Raw genomic sequence first — 15840 nt, 5'->3', positions numbered from 1 at the left:
GAGCAGCGAAACCGCAGGTCGGCGTGCATTAGGCAGCCACGCGCACCGGCACCTTGATCCTCCTTACGCGTTGGACCGGCTGTCAAGGGTGGAGTGCTGTGAATCCTGCGGGGGCGGTGCCCAAGAATGCCGAAGGCCTTTCCCAGCTATCCCCGTTGTCGGCGGGCCCGCGCCCAGATAACCTCAGCAACGCCGCCCAGGGCCAGTGGGAACGCAACGACGGCGGCCAGGAAGCGCATCAGGTTGCAGGGCTCCGCCAGTGCCGCCCAGCCCACGAGCACACCCGGCAGCCCCACGCAGACAGTCACCCAGGCGGGGTTGCCACGACGGTGCGACCAGATGGCGGCCGCGATCGACATCACGCATCCGCCGTAGGTGAAGCGGTTACCGACCCAGGACTCCTCCATCTCCGCCGGAGTGGGCAGCCAGAAATAGAAATCGGCGCGCACAATCCCATAGCCGATCAGGACCATCGAGGCGAGGACGAGCAAAAGCCACCCAATGGTTCCGGTCCATCGTCGGCGGGCCTCCCGGACAGCAGCCTGACTCATCGCGGCGGGCTATTCAGGGGTCGCGGCTCGATTGGAGGTGTGGGCTTACGCCAGGCTCTCGAAGACCATCGTTGCCTGGATGCGGTCACCGCCGCCAAGTCCCTTGCTCCCGCTGCTGGACGTGGTGATGGTGTGGAGCCGGTAGCCCTTTGCGGCCTGGTCGTTGATGGCTTTTTCCAGCGAGGTCAGGTTGCCCGAACCGGTTCCCCACAGTTTCTCCTTGAGGATCACCTGCATGACGACGTACTGCATGGCGCTGCTTCCTTCCGACGCTGGTCAAGTGGCAGCAATGCTACTCGCGGGAAGCGTGAGACATCGGAACGCCGCGATGCCGGCCTCCAACGTGCTGCGCGGTTCACGCAAGGTAGCTTGCGCTAAACGCGCAATGCGGCATATGATCTACATCATGCTTCGAGCTGACTGCTCGGCCCCTCTCCCCCAACAACAATGAGGTTGATTCATGTCTGTCCCAATCAAGGCCACCATGGAAAAAGTTCCCGGCGGCATGATGCTGATTCCCCTGCTGATCGGTGCCCTTCTCGGCACCTTCGCCCCGGATTCCGCCAAGTTCTTCGGCTCCTTCACCGGCGCACTCTTCACCGGTGGCACCACCATCCTTGCGGTCTTCTACGTCTGCATGGGCGCCAGCATCGATATCAAGGCCACCCCGTACATCCTGAAAAAGGGCGGCGTCCTCTTCGGCAGCAAGGTCCTGTTCGCGATCATCATCGGCGTCATCGCCGGCAGGTTCCTGGGCGAACTACCCATTGACGGCGGGATCCTGTCGGGCCTTTCTGTCCTGGCCATCCTGGCGGCCCTCAATGACACCAACGGCGGAATGTACATGGCCCTGATGGGCCAGTACGGCAAGCCCAAGGATGTGGCGGCCTACTCCGTCATGACCCTGGAATCCGGCCCCTTCCTGACCATGGTGACCCTCGGCGTCGCCGGGCTGTCCGCCTTCCCCTGGCAGGCCCTCGTGGGTGCCATCATCCCCCTGCTCCTCGGAGCCATCCTGGGCGCCCTGGATCCGGCCATGCGCAAGTTCCTGTCCTCCGCGGCCCCCGTCCTCATCCCGTTCTTCGCCCTCGCGCTGGGCTTCGGCCTGAACCTGGGACAGGTTGTCAACGCGGGACTGCTGGGAGTCGCGCTCGGCCTGTTCGTCCTCATCGCCGGCGGCGCCGTGCTCTTCCTTGCGGACAAGCTGACCGGCGGCTCGGGCATTGCCGGCCTGGCGGCAGCCACCACGGCCGGCAACGCAGCCACCGTTCCCATGCTGGTGGCGGCAGCCAATCCGGCCTACGCTCCCGCAGCCGGCCCCGCCACCGTGCTGGTTGCCGCCTCCGTGGTGGTCACCGCCATCGGCTGCCCCCTCATGGTCGCTTGGTACGCTAAGCGCCTGAAAGCCAAGCAGACCGTGGAGACTCTCGAGGTGTCCCCAGCAGTATGAACACCAACGCAGCCATGCGCTGGGCAATCATTGCCGACGACCTGACGGGAGCGGCGGATGCGGCCGCAGCCTACGGGCCCACGCACAGCAGTTCCGTCATCCTCGACATCGACAGCGCTTGGCCCGACGCCGAGATCCTCTCGATCAATACCGAGAGCCGCTACCTGCCTCCCGCGGACGCAGCCAAGGCCGTCACGACGGCGGCCGGCCGGGCCCTGGGCCAGCACCGGCGGGTCTTCAAGAAGATTGATTCACTGCTGCGCGGCAACGTGGGCGTGGAAGTGGCGGCAACACTGGCGCGGCTCACCCAGGGCCGCGGCAAAGGCCTGGCCGTTGTTGCCCCCGCGTTCCCGGGCACGGGACGGACCACCCTCGGCGGCATCGTGCACGTCAACGGTGTTCCCAACACCGCAGGGGACTTTGACGGGGACATCGCCGCGGCACTCGCCGCCGGAGGCCTCACCGCCGAAGTCGCCGGAACAACCGGACGCACGCCGGAGGAAATCGCGCGGCACCTGCGGGACGTGCAGGAACGCGGAATTGACGCCGTCGTACTGGACGCCGTCTCCGACGATGACCTCAAGGCCATCGCGGCTGCCGCGGACCTGCTGGACTTTCCCGCCCTCCTGGCGGGCTCGGGCGGCCTGGCAGGGCACATCGCGGACCGGGAAGAACGAGCCTCTGCGCAAAACGCGCAGGTTCGGCTCGTCAGCCGGACCCTGACCGTGATCGGCAGCTACTCCGCCCTTGCCCGGCAGCAGATTGGTGAGCTGGTCGCGGCCGGGGCTGAACACATCACCCTGGAGCACGCCACCCTGGACGGCACCGCGGTTCCGCGCCTGGTTGCCCAGGCGATGGCGCGGACAAACGTGGTGCTGACCCCGGACCCCATGGGCGCCGTGGACAAGTCGCAGGCACTTGTTGTGGCGGCGGCCCTGGCCCGTGCCACCGCGTCGGGCATCGGGCACTGCGACGCCCTGGTCCTCACCGGCGGGGAGACGGCCACGGCGGTCCTGAAAGCCCTCGGCGCCGGCAGCTTCACCGTCCTCGGAGAGATTGAGCCCGGCGTCGTGATGAGCCTGCTTCCCGGGTCACTTCCCCTGCTGGTCACCAAGGCCGGCGCCTTCGGCGACGCCGGGACCCTGGCCCGGACCACCAACTTCCTTACTGCCACCACGACTGAAATGAGTATCAAATAATGGGACGCCCGATTGTTGCCATCACCATGGGCGATGCGGCCGGCATTGGCCCGGAAATCATCGTCAAAGCGCTTGCCGACGCGGAGCTTCGGTCAAAGGCGCGGATGCTGGTCATCGGCGACCTCCGCCGGATGCGGCTGGCAGCGGACATCGTCGCCAGCCCGCTGACCCTGCGCCCGGTCCTGGAGCCGTCCGAGGCTTTGTTCGAGGAAGGCACCATCGACGTGCTGGACATCGACTGCATCCCGGAGGACCTTGCCTGGGGCGAGCTCTCCGCCGCCGCCGGACACGGGTCCTACCTCTTTATCGAGAAGGCAGTCCAGCTGGCCATGGACCGGCAGGTGGACGCCATCTGCACCGGGCCGCTGAACAAGGCGGCGCTGCACGCGGCCGGGCACAAGTTCCCCGGCCACACCGAACTCCTTGCCGAACTGACCGGCACCGAGGAAGTGTCCATGATGCTGACGGCGCCCAAGATGCGCGTCATCCACGTGACCACCCACATCGGCCTGATCGATGCGATCGCCAAGATCAACGGCGACCTGGTGTACCGGACCATCAAGCGGGGCTATGAACTGCTGCGCGCGTCCGGCATCGAGAACCCGCGGATCGCCGTGTGCGCCATCAACCCGCACGCGGGCGAGAACGGGCTGTTCGGCTACGGCGAGGAGGCGGAGAAGATCCAGCCGGGCATCGAGAAGGCCCAGGCGGACGGGATCGACGCCTTTGGCCCGCTCCCGGCGGACACCCTTTTCTTCCTGGCCGGCCGCGGCGACTTCGACCTGGTGGTGGCCCAGTACCACGACCAGGGCCACGGCCCCGTCAAGGTTTTGGGCCTGGAGAACGGCGTGAACATCACGGTGGGCCTGCCCGTGGTGCGCACGTCCGTGGACCACGGCACGGCGTTCGACATCGCGGGCAAGAACATCGCGGACCATGAGTCGCTGCTGGAGGCACTGCGGCAGGCAGTTGACCTGGCGCCGTCGCGCGACGAGGCCCCCTAGCCGCACGGAAGAATCGGCCGGTCAGCGTAATATTGCTGACCGGCCGTTTTGCCGGCTCCTGGCTGCGGAACTTGCCGGAGCCGGAACTAGCATGGTTAGCACTGCCACCGCCATGCCCACGGGAGGAGACCGGGAATGCTCAGCGCAAACGCGCGGCGCGAGGAGATCTACCACCTTGCCGTGACCACCGGCCTGGCCTCCGTGGAGGAACTCTCCGCCCGGTTCCAGGTGACAGCCTCCACCATCCGCCGCGACCTGGCGCTGCTGAACGGACAGGGCCGGCTGGCCCGCACCTACGGCGGTGCCATGGCACTGGGCGCCCACCCCGAGGCGTCGCTGCGGCAACGCACCGGCGAGGCGTTCGAGCAGAAACACGCCATCGCCCGCTGGGCGGCGGCCGTGATCCGGCCCGGGGAAAACATCCTGCTCGACGCCGGCTCCACCGTGGGTGCCCTGGCCCACGAACTGCGCGGGTTCGGGAAGCTCGCGGTCACCACGCCGGGCATCAACACCATGCAGGAACTGGCCGAGTCCGAGGGCATCGAGGTGGACTGCCTGGGCGGCCGGCTGCGCAGCCTTTCGCAGAGTTTTGTGGGTCCGCTGGCGGAGGCGGCGCTGGAGCGGATGAGCTTTGACCGCGTGTTCCTGGGCGCCGACGCCGTCACGGCCGAGGACGGCATCTGCGAAGCCGACCATGCCCAGACCCGGCTCAAGGAGCTCATGGCCCGGCGCGGCCGGGAAGTCTATGTTTTGGCCGACTCCTCCAAGCTGGGGCTGCGCCCCTTCCACGCCTGGGTGCGGCTGGCGCTGCCATGGACTTTGGTGACGGACGACGGCGCCGACCCCGCCCAGGTGCAGAAGTTCCGGGACGCAGGGGTACAGGTTGAGGTGGCTGCGGTCAGTCGTTGAGTCCTAGGCTTCGAAGCGAATGCTACGATTGCTACGGAGGTGTGCCATGACAACAATCCCCCACCGCGAGCTACGGAATCAAAGCAGCAAAATCCTGGAGCGGGTGAAAAACGGCGAAACCATCGATGTCACGAATAACGGCGAAGTTGCCGCCACCCTTATCCCGCCTGCAGCCTCACCCTTCGAGCGTCTGCTCCTGTCCGGCAGCGTGCGGCAGGCCGCGGAAAGCCCGGTCGACTTCCAGTTGCTCCAACGCGTGACGTCTGATGTGGGCACGGCCGACATAATCGCCGACCTCCGCGGCGACCGGTGATTCTGTACGTCGACACGTCGGCGGCCCTGAAACTGGTGGTCGAGGAACCTGAGTCCGGTCCCACTGCGGAGTTTCTTGCAACGGCGGCGCAGCGGGGTGACCGACTTGTTGCTTCGATGCTCCTTCACACGGAGTTGCACTGCGCCGCCAACCGCCGCGGCCTGCCGCCGGAACTGGTCAACGCGGTGTTGACCGGAATCAACCTCGTGGACCTGACGCGTTCAGACCTCCTGTACGCGGCCGCACTGCCAGGTAAATTGCGCAGCGCGGACGCGATCCACCTCGCGGCTGCGATCAGGCTTGAAGCAGACCGGTTGATCGCCGTCGACAAGGAACTGCTGGGGGCAGCAACCCGAGCAGGACTTCACACGATCTCCCCGGGCAGCTAACCAGCTGCCCCGCACCCCTACTCCGCGATGTCCTCGGCCCACAGCTCCGGGTGGCCGGACTGGAAGGTGCGCATCATCTCCACGCAGCGCTGATCGTCCAGGACCACCACCTCAACCCCGCGTGACCGCAAAAGCCCCAGTTCGCCGTCGAACGTTTGTGCCTCCCCCACCACCACTCGGGGGATCTTGAACTGGATGATGGTTCCCGCGCACATGGCACAGGGTGCCAGCGTGGTGTAGAGCGTGGTGTCCCGGTAGCTCCTCTGCCGGCCGGCGGCGCGCAGCGCGGACATCTCCCCGTGCGCGATCGGATCGGCGTTCTGGACCCGCTCGTTATGCCCGCTGGCAACCAGCACGCCGTCCCGGGCGAGCGCCGCCCCGATGGGGATCCCGCCCTCGGCCAGGCTCTTTTGGGCGGCCTGGTAGGCGGCTTCGAATGCGGGGTGGGCGGCGCGGTCCGGTTCCGGCGCGGCGGATTCATGCTGCTCATGGGTCATGGCGCCATTGTTGCACGCGGCTAGGCCAGAGATCCCGGAGCGCCGGACGCCTCGAGGACCTGCTGCAGCCCGGTGACCGGGATGTCGGGAAACTCGGCCCGCGCTGGACCAAACTCGAACGCCGCCGCCCCCGATTCCTCCCAGGCCGCGGCACCCGCCACCCGGGCAAGGAACGGTGAAAACGGCCTGGCCGCCACGGACAGCAGCCGGACGGCGGCGGCCGGAACCCGCTGGATTGATCCACGGCCGGCCCGGGCAAGCAGAGCCTCCGCCACCTCATTTGCGGTGAGCGTCTGCGAGCCCCATTCGATGACGCGGTTCCGCAGCGCCGGGTCGCGGAGGGCACGGACCACGACGGCGGCCGCGTCCCGGACCGAGGTATAGGTCACCGGGGCGGACCCCGAGCCGAACACGGGCACCTTGCCCTTCGACTCAAGCGGCGCCGTCATGATCTCCAGCCGCTGTTCCAGGAGGGCGCCGATCCGGACGATCGTCCAGTCCATGCCCGACGAGCGCACGGCGCCCTCGGCCGCGGCTTTGCAGCGCAGGAAATCAATGGGCCCGTCCGCGGCAGCGCCGGGCATGGACATCATCACCACGTGCCGCACTCCGGCCGCGGCCGCCGCGCGGACCAGCCGGATGGCGCCGTCACGGTCGACTGCACGCGGGCTGGAGTCCTTGATCCCGAACCCCGACGCCGCGAACACCACCTCACTGCAGCCAGCCACCGCTTGCCTGCAGTCCGCGTCAGAGCCGAGGTCCCCGCGGAGGAGTTCGACGCCGTCGCCCATCTTTTGCGGGAAGGGCTGGGACTTGCCCCGGGCCATGATGCGGACCTGTTGCCCTGCGGCAACGAGCAGGGGAACCACGGCGCGGCCGAGGCGGCCGGTGCCGCCGACCACCAGGATCATGACCGGTCACCTCCGGCCGCACCATGGACTGCCTCCCGGACGGCTTCGTTCACGTCGCCGGAGTCCTGGTCCACGGGTTCGAGGTAGAACTGGGCCGCGGCAATTTTGTCGTCGCGGAGGGTGAAGATGGCCACCCCTGCGGCGCGCTGCACGGATCCGTCCGGCCGGGTGCCGCGGTTGCTCCATTCCATCCAGACCTTGCCGTCCGGTCCGGTGGCCGCGTCATGGACCGTCAGGGTGAGGTCCGGCAGGCCGGCAAAGAGCGCCGTCCAGTTCTTCCGGACCTGCGCGGAGCCCGTGAAGCTGCGGGCCGGGTGGACGGGGGTGGTGTTCCGGTAGTCCTCCGCGAACTGGGACACCATGGCCTCGAGGTCATGGCGGTTGGCCGCGGCCAGCATGCGCCGGACCGGGCCTTCGGGGACGCGCCCGATTCCTGAAGCGTCCATGATCTGCTCCTTAGGTTCCGTCGCGGGAGGCGGAGAGGCTGGTACGCTGAATTTGATACAGTCAGATGTATCTAACTGATACAAGGAGCTTAAGCCCGATGGGACCCGCGGTCAATGGTGCGCCACCCCGCCCCCGCAGCTACGACGCCCGGCGCCGGCAGGAGGCTGCCGGGGAAGCCAGGAAACGGGTGCTGGCCCAGTCCCGCGCGCTGTTCCTGGCCCACGGCTACGGCCGGACCACCATCGCCGCCATCGCCCACGCGGCCGGCGTCTCCAAGGAGTCCGTATACAAGGGGTTCGGCGGAAAGCCTGGGCTGGTGCGTGCCATCTACGAACAGAGCCTGCTGGGCGCCGGCGGCCCGCCGGCGGAAGAGCGGTCGGACCGCGCCCAGGCCACGGTCACCGATCCCCGCGAACTCATGGAGCAGTTCGGCCGCTTCATTTCCGAGGTGAGCCCGCTGGGCTCCCCGTCTACCTCCTCATCCGGGACGCCGCGGCGAGCGGGGACCAGGACATGGCCGCGCTCCTGCGCGACGTGGATGACGGGCGGTACCAACGGATGCTGCACAACGCGCGCCAGGTGCTCGGAAGGGGATTCCTGCGGCCGGGCCTGACGGCGGAGGAGGTGGCCGACGTCTTCTTCATGAGCACCTCGGCCGAGCTCTACGAAACCCTGGTCCTCAAGCGCGGCTGGAGTGCCGAACATTTCGGACGATTCATGGCCCGCACCTTGGCGGCCAACCTCCTGCCGGAAGGCTGAGGCAAACGGGAACCAAAAGGCGGCTCACTCCTCCAGGCTGGCAGCAGTGGGCGAGCCGCCCCGGAACCTCCAGATGAAGACCCCGGCCAGCCAGGCGAGAACAAACAAGCCAACCAACGCGTAGCCAAGCCCCGTCAGATCGATGCCGCCGATGGCCGCAAAGACCCCGGAAACCGCTCCCGTATTCGCCGTAACCACGGACAGCAGTTCCACGGTCCCCACACCCAGCGCCACGGTGGCCGAGAGCCCGGTCAACAGCAGGTTGTACAGCAGCCTCCGGCGCGGATGCTCGAACGCCCAACCGTAGGCCGCATCCATGAACCACCCATCCAGGCTGTCAAACAGGCTCATGCCCGCCGCGAAGAGGACGGGCAGGGTGAGGACGGCGTACCAGGGAAGTTCCACCGCCGCCGCTCCCCCGGCCACAACCAGCAGCGCCACCTCGGTGGCCGTATCGAATCCCAGGCCGAACAGCAGCCCCACCCAATACATCTGGGCGGGCCGGGTGATGCTGCGAAGGACCGGGCGCAGCAGGCGGACCAGAAGGCCCGGAACCTCGACAGTCGTCCCCAATCCCGGCTGCCCCGCCCGCAGCCGGAAGTCCTTGGCGACGCGGACCAGCAGGGCAAGGTTGAGGAAGGCCAGGAGGTAAAGGAACAATCCTGAGATGGTGGCGCCCACTGGTCCCAGGACCTCCCGCCACCACGAGGCGCCATCTCCGAGCTGGTTTCCCAGGCTGCGGGCTCCCGCAGCCAGCAGCAGGCAGAGGCCAAGGACGATGCTGGAGTGGCCAAGGGAGAACCAGAAACCGACGGAGACGGGCCGAAGGCCCTCACCCATGAGCTTTCGGGTGGTGCCGTCGATCGCGGCGATGTGGTCCACGTCGAAGGCGTGGCGCATGCCCAGCAGGTAGGCACCTAGCCCGATCCCCAGTCCGAAGACCTGGCTCGAGCCCAGGAGGAGGTTCTGCGGGACGACGCCCAGCACCAGCACTCCCCAGCCCACCACGTGCAGCAGAAGTACGACGGCGGCCATTCCGGCCAGCGGCGCGCCCGGCTTCTGCGCGGCGGGGCCACGTCGCCGTCCCCTTCGGTAAAGGGGAACCTGGAGGCCCATGGCCTTCCCGTCAGCCCATCGGTGGATTTAGCCCGTACCGGGCGATGATGTCCGGCAGCCATGGCGCCTCGCCGAACTGGAGGCCGTATTCTGCGGCCAGTTTGCCGATGGCTTCAGGGTCCGGCGGTCCACCGGCTTCAAGCTGGTCGGCCAGTCCCCAGAAGAAATGCTCGAACCCGGCCGGGCTGATGACTTCGATCATCCGCGCCGGAACTTTCCCCGCATTCCACATGGTGTGCAGTTCGCCGCGCGGTTTGGTGATGTAGCCCCCGGCACCCAGCACTGCCTCGCGCTCACCGGACCGGAATCCGATCTCGCCTTCCAGGACGATTGAGTATTCGTCCTCCCGGCTGTGCATATGCACTGGAACCAAGGCCCCCACCGGAAACGGGTGTTCCACGATGGAGATCTGCTCGTTGGTGTGTTCACCGAACAGTTTGAAGACAACCCCGATACTTCCGAGACTGCCCTGGCGTCCCTCCCCAGGCTGCACGACTGTCAGCCGCGGAGCCTCCTCAGCGCCCATGGCATCCATCCCTTTCCATTTCGATATACAGTTGTGTATATCGAATTGTCAGCCCACGCAGGACCGGTGTCAATACTTTGAGTGAACAGCAGCGTTCAGCCAAAGCGCGCAAGTACCAGATGAACAAGCGTGCCGAGCAGGTGGACACCACCCGGCAGCGCATCGTGGACGCGGCGGTGGCGCTCCACGGGTCAGTCGGCCCTGCCCGGACCACCATTGCGGGCATCGCCGAGCAGGCCCAGGTCACCCGGCTGACGGTCTACCGTCATTTCGCCGACGAGGAAGCGCTGTTCTCCGCCTGCTCCTCGCACTGGCTTTCACAACAGCAGCTGCCAGATCCTTCGGCGTGGTGTGAGCACCCGGACCCCCTCCAACGCCTCCATGCCGGACTCACAGACCTGTACCGGTTCTACCGCGACGGCGAGCCAATGCTCAGGAACATCTACGGCGATTGGGCCGCCCTTCCGGAAAAGCACCGCACAGGCCTCCGGGAGCGCGACACGTTCTTCCGTGACCGCCTCCTGGAGGCATTTCCGGAGCCAGGCAGCGCCAGGCTGCGCGCCGTCGTCGCCCACGCGGTGTCCTTCTGGACCTGGCGTTCCCTCTGCCACGACAACGTGCTCGCAGATGAGGACGCCGTCCACGCCATGACGGACTTGGCTGCGGTGACGGCCGGCCTGCGGCGCTGACCCACCGCTGCCCTTCCAGCCGCTGCTTGGCAGGGACGCAGGTGGGTACGCTACTTCTACAACGAGCGAAACCACTCAACGAAATGGACGGAACCACATGCACGCCGTGCTCGAATACACCTACGAGGACAACTACCTTCAGACCCGCGGACAATATCGTTCAGCCCACCTCAAGGCGGGCTGGGAAGCAGTGGAACGGGCCGAGCTTCTGTTGGGCGGGGCCGTTGGTGACGGACCCTTCACCGGGTTGCTGATCTTCACCGGCGAGAACGCACTCGAGGCGGCAAAGGCCTTTGCAGCCGCCGATCCCTACGTCAAAGCTGGCGTAGTGACGTCCTGGACCGCCCGCCCCTGGACAACGGTGCTGGGAAAAGAGGCGGCCACCCCCGTCCGGCCCTAAGACCAGGCTGGGACGGCGGCCTGCCGGGATTTGCAAATGCCGTGCACGGAGAGTCAAGCAACCAGTAGCGCGGCAACTTAGTGTTGTGGTCCAAAGCACCTTCAGGGACTGGGATTATGGACAACACAGCTGACCTTCTTCTGATCAACGGCGTCATTGACACCCTGCACGATGAACTCCCCCGCGTCACATCACTTGCGGTCAAGGCCGGGAAGGTCCACGCCGTCGGATTGTTGGCCGAGGCCGCGGCGGGGCCGGGCACTGAGATCATCAACCTCGGCGGCGCCTACGTCATGCCCGGGCTGCTTGACGTCCACAATCACCACATGCTGGCAGGGCAGATGGACTTGTTCGAATGCAACGAGGCGCCCACCAAGTCGCTCGATGACCTCCTCACCGCCGTCGCAGAGTATGCAGGGAGCCTGGGCCACGACGAGTGGGTGGTCGGTGGAAGCTGGGGTTCCGGACTCCTGGCCGAACTCAACTCCGTGGAAACGCTCCTCCGTTTTGATGCCGCAACCGGCGGACGGCCTGCCATCTTGAAAGACGACAGCAAGCACAACAGGTGGGTGAATTCCCGGGGCCTGGAACTGGCCGGAATCGGCCAGCACACTCCGGATCCCGAGGGTGGCCAGATAATGCGGGATGCTTCGGGGCGTGCCACCGGTGTCCTCATCGAGGCCGGTGGCGTCCTGGCGGAACAGACGCTGGCGCGGGTGCAGCCGCGGTCCACCCAGGACCTCTCCCGGGCCGCAGCGCGCGGCATCGAGATCCTCCATTCCTACGGCGTGACGGGATTCCAGGATGCGGCATCCTCACTCCAGATGTTGCAGGCGCTGAAAGAGCTCGACGAAACCGGTGAACTCGCTGCCTGGGTGGTGACGTCCATGCAAGCCAATGATTTTATTTTCGGCACCACGCCGCTCGGCGAGGGCATCATCGCCCATCGCGAAGAGACACGGTCCCGGCACCACCGGCCGGACTTCATCAAGATCTTCCTTGACGGGGTGCCCCCGGCGGGGACTGCGGCGTTCATCGAACCCTATTTGCCGGATGTCGGCTTCCCGGAGTGCCACTGCGGGGGCACCACCATGCCTGCAGCAGAGCTGGAGCGCTGGCTGATGGGCACGGCGGAGCGTGGTATTTCCGCCAAGATCCACTGCACGGGCGACGCGTCGGTCCGGCTGGTGCTCGACACCGTGGCGAAGGTCCGCTCAGCCGGACACATCATGCCGAAGTACCACATCGCCCACGGCCAGTTTGTCCAGGAACAGGACATCCCCCGGTTTGCCGAACTCGATGTCACCGCCGACATCTCCCCGTCGTTGTGGTTCCCCGGTGTCATCTCCGAGGCCATTGCCACGGTGCTCCCGGCGGAGAGGGCGTCGAAAATGCAGCCCAACCGCTCCCTGCTGGACGCCGGGGCCCGCATCGCCGGCGGCTCGGACTGGCCAGTCAGCGTGTCTCCGAATGCGTGGGAAGGAATCTACGGCTTGGTAACCCGGCAGGACCCAACAGGGCAATTCCCTGGCACGCTCTGGCCCGAACAGGCCATTTCACTCCCGGAAGCCATCCGGGTGTACACCACCAACTCGGCACAGGCGATGGGCCTGGACGATGTCACCGGCTCCCTGGTCCCGGGAAAGTCGGCGGATTTCATCGTCCTGAGTGCCAATCCGTACGAGATCGACACCGAACAAATCGCGCACATCAAAACCCGCCAGACCTGGTTCGCAGGCCGCAAGGTCTTCGATGCAGAAACAACGGACCCCGCAGCCCCGGCCGAAGGACGCGCAGCGCAGCGCGCCTGACGGCTTCCGCATAACCCCTGCTCCGTGTGTGCCCGGCAGGGGCTCACCAACACCCAATTCCCGCCGACGGCGGCCTTCGCCGCTTCGTCCTGCCCGAAAGACAAACATCATGGCCACCACCGCACAAGCTGCCCGGGCAGCCGTCTCCCCAGATAAGGGGACGTACACCTATATCGCCGTTTTCAGCGCAGTCCTGTACACCGTCCTGCTGATTGCCCCGGTGATCGCAGGCAAACTGATCGAGCAGTTCGGCCTTACACCAGTCCAGGTGGGGACACTCTTCTCCCTGGAGCTCGGCGCCTTCAGCCTGGCCACCGTGCCGGCCTATCTCTGGCTCCGGCGGCTGAACCTGAGGACGGCGAGCTATATCTTCACCGCGGTGGTCATTGCCGGCAACGTGGTTTCCGGCTTTGTGGACGATTTCGGCCTGTTGATGATCGCCCGGGTGGTGACCAGCCTCGCGGCCGGCTCCATCACCGTGATCATCTTGACCCTTAGTGGCAAAACCGCCAACCCCAGCCGCGCCTTTGGAATATTCGTCGTTTTCCAGCTGGCCATGGGAGCACTGATTCTTGCCGTCTTCCCCTCCCTGTTCGCGGGGGCGGCAGTTTCAGCGATCTACTGGACACTCGCCGGACTTGCCGTGCTGTGCCTCCTGGTTGTCAACCGCATCGACGGCGAGGTGCTGCGGACCGCCGCCGCACCCGCCCCAGGGCAGGCAGCGAACCGCGTCCCGGTGCTCAAAGCGGCCGCGGGAATGGCCGCTGTCCTCCTCTTCTACATCGCGCTCGGCGGTGTCTGGTCTTTCATTGCCCAGATCTCGGCCGCTTCCGGCATCGACCTTTCCGCCAGCAGCCTTGTCCTTTCCCTTGCTACCGTCGGCGGCATCCTGTCAGCCCTTGTTGCCACCGCACTTGGTGAGACGCCGCGCCGGAAGCTTTACCTGGCGGCAGGTTACGCAGGCATGGCCCTTAGCATCGTGCTTCTTTTCGGTTCACCGGCCCTGATCCAATTCGCCGTCGCCGCTGTGATCTTCAAGTTCGCCTGGACCTTCATCCTGCCGTACCTGCTGTCCACGTTGTCCTCGCTTTCCAGCGGCGCACACCTGATGAACACCACCAACCTCATGATCGGCACCGGCTTCTCCATCGGTCCGATTGTCAGCGGGGCATTGATCCAATCGGCCGGTGGTTCGTTCACGGGCATGCTCGTCTTCGCCCTCGCCGGCGTGCTGGCGTCCGGCGCTCTGGTCCTGATCGCCCAGCGCCGCTAGTCCCTGAGGCGGCGGCGGCCCCTGATTCGGGAAGTTCAGCAAAAACTCGGTAAAACCTGGGACATCCGCCCCCACCCGGCCTATACGATTTCCTGGACGACCGGGATCGGGGGCTTCCGGCGAACAAAACAGGGGGATCTATGCCGGAACTCAGCCGCATCTATTGGACCCGGCAGGGGCTTCGCCTGGCGTATTCAGCGGTGATGGTTTGGCTCGCTGTCGCGGTGATGTCAGCGCTCATGTCGAAGGCAGCTCCGGCTGCGGGAGCGGGAGCGTCCTCCGCCGCCGGGGTGTTGCGCAGCTTGTTCGACGGCGTCGTCGCCGCGGTCACTGTCCCCGGCGTGGCCGCCGTCGTTCTTGGCATTACGGCCGCCATCATCAGCAGCCGGGACCTACGACGCCGGGATCCCGTGCGGCGCTTCACCCGCCAGCAGCGCCGCGAAGGGATGGCCCGCGCTGGCGGGCTATGCGAGCTGGAAGCCGGGTTTGGGCGTCGCTGCGGCCGCCCGGCTGAGCACGGCGACCACTTTTACCCGTGGTCCAAGGGCGGTTCCACCAGTCTGCAGAACTTCGTGGCGGCCTGCGCCAGGTGCAACCGAGCCAAACGTGCCAGGATCCCGTCTCCGGGCCAGCAGCGGCGGATGGAACGACGACGGCGTGAGTACCTGCCGCCGTCGTCCCCCGTCAGCGTGGGCGAACGGCAGCCGCTGTCCTGAGGCAGTTGGCGTGCGGGCTACGGCCCGCTATCCCCCGCCTTTGAGAGCGTGAATATGCCGTAGCGCATTGCACCGGTGCGGTAGGCCAGGATCAGGCGGGGAATGCCCAGGAACGAGTTGCGGTTGCGTGCGCTCAGGGCGAGGCGGCGTGTCTCGCGGTCGGTGATCAACGCCTTTACGAGCCGGCCGGCGCAGATCGGCCAGGTCCGGGCGACGCGGCGGCTGACGTCCTCATAGCCGGTGACCGCAAAGGCCGCCGCCCTTGCCATCGCCTCATACTCCTCGCGCGTGCCCATCGAGGGCAGGCGCCCTTCCCGGCAGATCGGCTCCAGCAGGTGACGGACCTTCCACCCGCTGGCACCGGTCTCGGCGAGCCACGCGCAGATGACGAAGCGGGCGCCGGGTGACAGCACGCGGTGCGCCTCGGCGAAGAACCTGGGTTTATCGACCATGTGCTCGCTCGACTCGATGGCCCAGGCCGCATCGGCCGAGGCGTCGTCAAGGCCGTTGGCGAGCCAGTCGCGGACCTGGATGTCCACGTCCGGTACACCATGCGTGGCGGCGTAGCGGGCCTGCTCAGCGGACAGCGTGAAGCCGGTGACCCGGACACCTCGTGTCACTGCGAGCCGCCTCGCTGTGGAGCCGTAACCGCAGCCGATGTCGATGCACGCCTGGCCCGGCATCAGCCCCAGGCGATCGCCAACTGTATCGACCAGCGCCTCGACGGCCTCGCCGGGTGTCTCATGGCCGGTCACCCAGAGGCCGTGATGGACATGCTCCCCCCACACCCGGCGATAGACGGGATCGAGCTCGTCATAGTGATCGGCCACCGCCACAGCGTTCTGGGAGATATCGGGGACGATCACGCCACGACCCTACA

General features: G+C 66.6%; 21 protein-coding genes. 13 read left to right on the top strand and 8 right to left on the bottom strand.

What is annotated here, in order from left to right:
* Positions 1-146: 146 nt before the first annotated feature.
* Positions 147-551 carry a hypothetical protein gene (locus OUO20_RS02110; protein WP_268002751.1) on the bottom strand — a complete coding sequence of 135 codons (405 nt, stop codon included), beginning with the start codon at positions 549-551 and terminating at the stop codon, positions 147-149.
* Between the two features lie 45 nt (positions 552-596).
* Positions 597-803 (bottom strand): DUF4177 domain-containing protein, encoded by a 207-nt coding sequence (locus OUO20_RS02105; RefSeq protein ID WP_134165583.1) that lies wholly within the window; start codon positions 801-803, stop codon positions 597-599.
* 208 nt (positions 804-1011) lie between these two features.
* On the opposite strand from OUO20_RS02105, the gene OUO20_RS02100 reads away from it, so the two are divergent.
* From OUO20_RS02100 to OUO20_RS02075, 6 genes are all read left to right on the top strand, one after another.
* Positions 1012-2001 carry a 2-keto-3-deoxygluconate permease gene (locus tag OUO20_RS02100; protein WP_018770443.1) on the top strand — a complete coding sequence of 330 codons (990 nt, stop codon included), beginning with the start codon at positions 1012-1014 and terminating at the stop codon, positions 1999-2001.
* Positions 1998-3200 carry a four-carbon acid sugar kinase family protein gene (locus tag OUO20_RS02095; protein ID WP_268002750.1) on the top strand — a complete coding sequence of 401 codons (1203 nt, stop codon included), beginning with the start codon at positions 1998-2000 and terminating at the stop codon, positions 3198-3200. The genes OUO20_RS02100 and OUO20_RS02095 overlap by 4 nt, the downstream gene beginning before the upstream one ends.
* Positions 3200-4204: a 4-hydroxythreonine-4-phosphate dehydrogenase PdxA gene (gene pdxA / locus OUO20_RS02090; RefSeq protein WP_056393322.1), complete on the top strand. Its 1005-nt coding sequence runs from the start codon at positions 3200-3202 to the stop codon at positions 4202-4204. Before OUO20_RS02095 ends, pdxA begins: the two co-directional genes overlap by 1 nt.
* 135 nt (positions 4205-4339) lie before the next feature.
* Positions 4340-5113 (top strand): DeoR/GlpR family DNA-binding transcription regulator, encoded by a 774-nt coding sequence (locus tag OUO20_RS02085; protein ID WP_268002749.1) that lies wholly within the window; start codon positions 4340-4342, stop codon positions 5111-5113.
* A 46-nt stretch (positions 5114-5159) separates the two neighbouring features.
* Positions 5160-5426, top strand: a complete 267-nt coding sequence (locus OUO20_RS02080) for a type II toxin-antitoxin system Phd/YefM family antitoxin (protein ID WP_026265951.1) — start codon at positions 5160-5162, stop codon at positions 5424-5426.
* A complete protein-coding gene (locus OUO20_RS02075) occupies positions 5423-5815 on the top strand; it encodes a type II toxin-antitoxin system VapC family toxin (RefSeq protein ID WP_326498064.1) in 393 nt (130 codons plus the stop codon). The genes OUO20_RS02080 and OUO20_RS02075 overlap by 4 nt, the downstream gene beginning before the upstream one ends.
* A gap of 17 nt (positions 5816-5832) precedes the next feature.
* On the opposite strand, the gene OUO20_RS02070 is transcribed toward OUO20_RS02075, so the two are convergent.
* From OUO20_RS02070 to OUO20_RS02060, 3 genes are read right to left on the bottom strand one after another with little or no spacing between them, the layout of a single operon-like run.
* Positions 5833-6312: a nucleoside deaminase gene (locus OUO20_RS02070; protein WP_268002748.1), complete on the bottom strand. Its 480-nt coding sequence runs from the start codon at positions 6310-6312 to the stop codon at positions 5833-5835.
* Positions 6313-6332: 20 nt separating this feature from the next.
* Entirely contained in the window at positions 6333-7223 is an 891-nt protein-coding gene (locus OUO20_RS02065) for an NAD(P)H-binding protein (RefSeq protein ID WP_268002747.1), read from the bottom strand.
* Positions 7220-7669 (bottom strand): nuclear transport factor 2 family protein, encoded by a 450-nt coding sequence (locus tag OUO20_RS02060; RefSeq protein WP_268002746.1) that lies wholly within the window; start codon positions 7667-7669, stop codon positions 7220-7222. The genes OUO20_RS02065 and OUO20_RS02060 overlap by 4 nt, the downstream gene beginning before the upstream one ends.
* Positions 7670-7767: 98 nt before the next feature.
* On the opposite strand from OUO20_RS02060, the gene OUO20_RS02055 reads away from it, so the two are divergent.
* Together OUO20_RS02055 and OUO20_RS02050 are read left to right on the top strand one after the other, a co-directional pair.
* A complete protein-coding gene (locus tag OUO20_RS02055; RefSeq protein ID WP_268002745.1) occupies positions 7768-8283 on the top strand; it encodes a TetR/AcrR family transcriptional regulator in 516 nt (171 codons plus the stop codon).
* Between the two features lie 11 nt (positions 8284-8294).
* On the top strand, positions 8295-8429 hold the full coding sequence (locus OUO20_RS02050; RefSeq protein ID WP_268002744.1) for a hypothetical protein: 135 nt from the start codon (positions 8295-8297) through the stop codon (positions 8427-8429).
* Between the two features lie 24 nt (positions 8430-8453).
* On the opposite strand, the gene OUO20_RS02045 is transcribed toward OUO20_RS02050, so the two are convergent.
* Both OUO20_RS02045 and OUO20_RS02040 read right to left on the bottom strand, forming a co-directional pair.
* Positions 8454-9545 carry a HoxN/HupN/NixA family nickel/cobalt transporter gene (locus OUO20_RS02045; protein ID WP_268002743.1) on the bottom strand — a complete coding sequence of 364 codons (1092 nt, stop codon included), beginning with the start codon at positions 9543-9545 and terminating at the stop codon, positions 8454-8456.
* A 10-nt stretch (positions 9546-9555) separates the two neighbouring features.
* Complete coding sequence (locus tag OUO20_RS02040) at positions 9556-10071, bottom strand: cupin domain-containing protein (RefSeq protein WP_026265952.1); 516 nt, start codon at positions 10069-10071, stop codon at positions 9556-9558.
* 77 nt (positions 10072-10148) lie between these two features.
* On the opposite strand from OUO20_RS02040, the gene OUO20_RS02035 reads away from it, so the two are divergent.
* The 5 genes from OUO20_RS02035 to OUO20_RS02015 all read left to right on the top strand — a co-directional run bounded on the left by OUO20_RS02035 (position 10149) and on the right by OUO20_RS02015 (position 14960).
* Complete coding sequence (locus OUO20_RS02035; protein WP_268002742.1) at positions 10149-10760, top strand: TetR/AcrR family transcriptional regulator; 612 nt, start codon at positions 10149-10151, stop codon at positions 10758-10760.
* A 97-nt stretch (positions 10761-10857) separates the two neighbouring features.
* Positions 10858-11160 carry a YciI-like protein gene (locus OUO20_RS02030; RefSeq protein ID WP_268002741.1) on the top strand — a complete coding sequence of 101 codons (303 nt, stop codon included), beginning with the start codon at positions 10858-10860 and terminating at the stop codon, positions 11158-11160.
* Between the two features lie 116 nt (positions 11161-11276).
* Positions 11277-12971, top strand: coding sequence for an amidohydrolase (locus OUO20_RS02025; RefSeq protein WP_268002740.1), 1695 nt, complete (start codon positions 11277-11279; stop codon positions 12969-12971).
* A gap of 109 nt (positions 12972-13080) precedes the next feature.
* Positions 13081-14244, top strand: a complete 1164-nt coding sequence (locus OUO20_RS02020; protein WP_268002739.1) for an MFS transporter — start codon at positions 13081-13083, stop codon at positions 14242-14244.
* Positions 14245-14384: 140 nt separating this feature from the next.
* Positions 14385-14960, top strand: a complete 576-nt coding sequence (locus OUO20_RS02015) for an HNH endonuclease (protein ID WP_268002738.1) — start codon at positions 14385-14387, stop codon at positions 14958-14960.
* A 17-nt stretch (positions 14961-14977) separates the two neighbouring features.
* On the opposite strand, the gene OUO20_RS02010 is transcribed toward OUO20_RS02015, so the two are convergent.
* Positions 14978-15826 (bottom strand): SAM-dependent methyltransferase, encoded by an 849-nt coding sequence (locus OUO20_RS02010; RefSeq protein ID WP_268002737.1) that lies wholly within the window; start codon positions 15824-15826, stop codon positions 14978-14980.
* Positions 15827-15840: the final 14 nt, after the last annotated feature.

This window comes from Arthrobacter sp. FX8 (genome assembly GCF_026723805.1).
In the GTDB taxonomy this organism is placed as follows: Bacteria; Actinomycetota; Actinomycetes; order Actinomycetales; family Micrococcaceae; genus Arthrobacter.
This window is presented reverse-complemented; position numbering and strand designations above follow the sequence as displayed.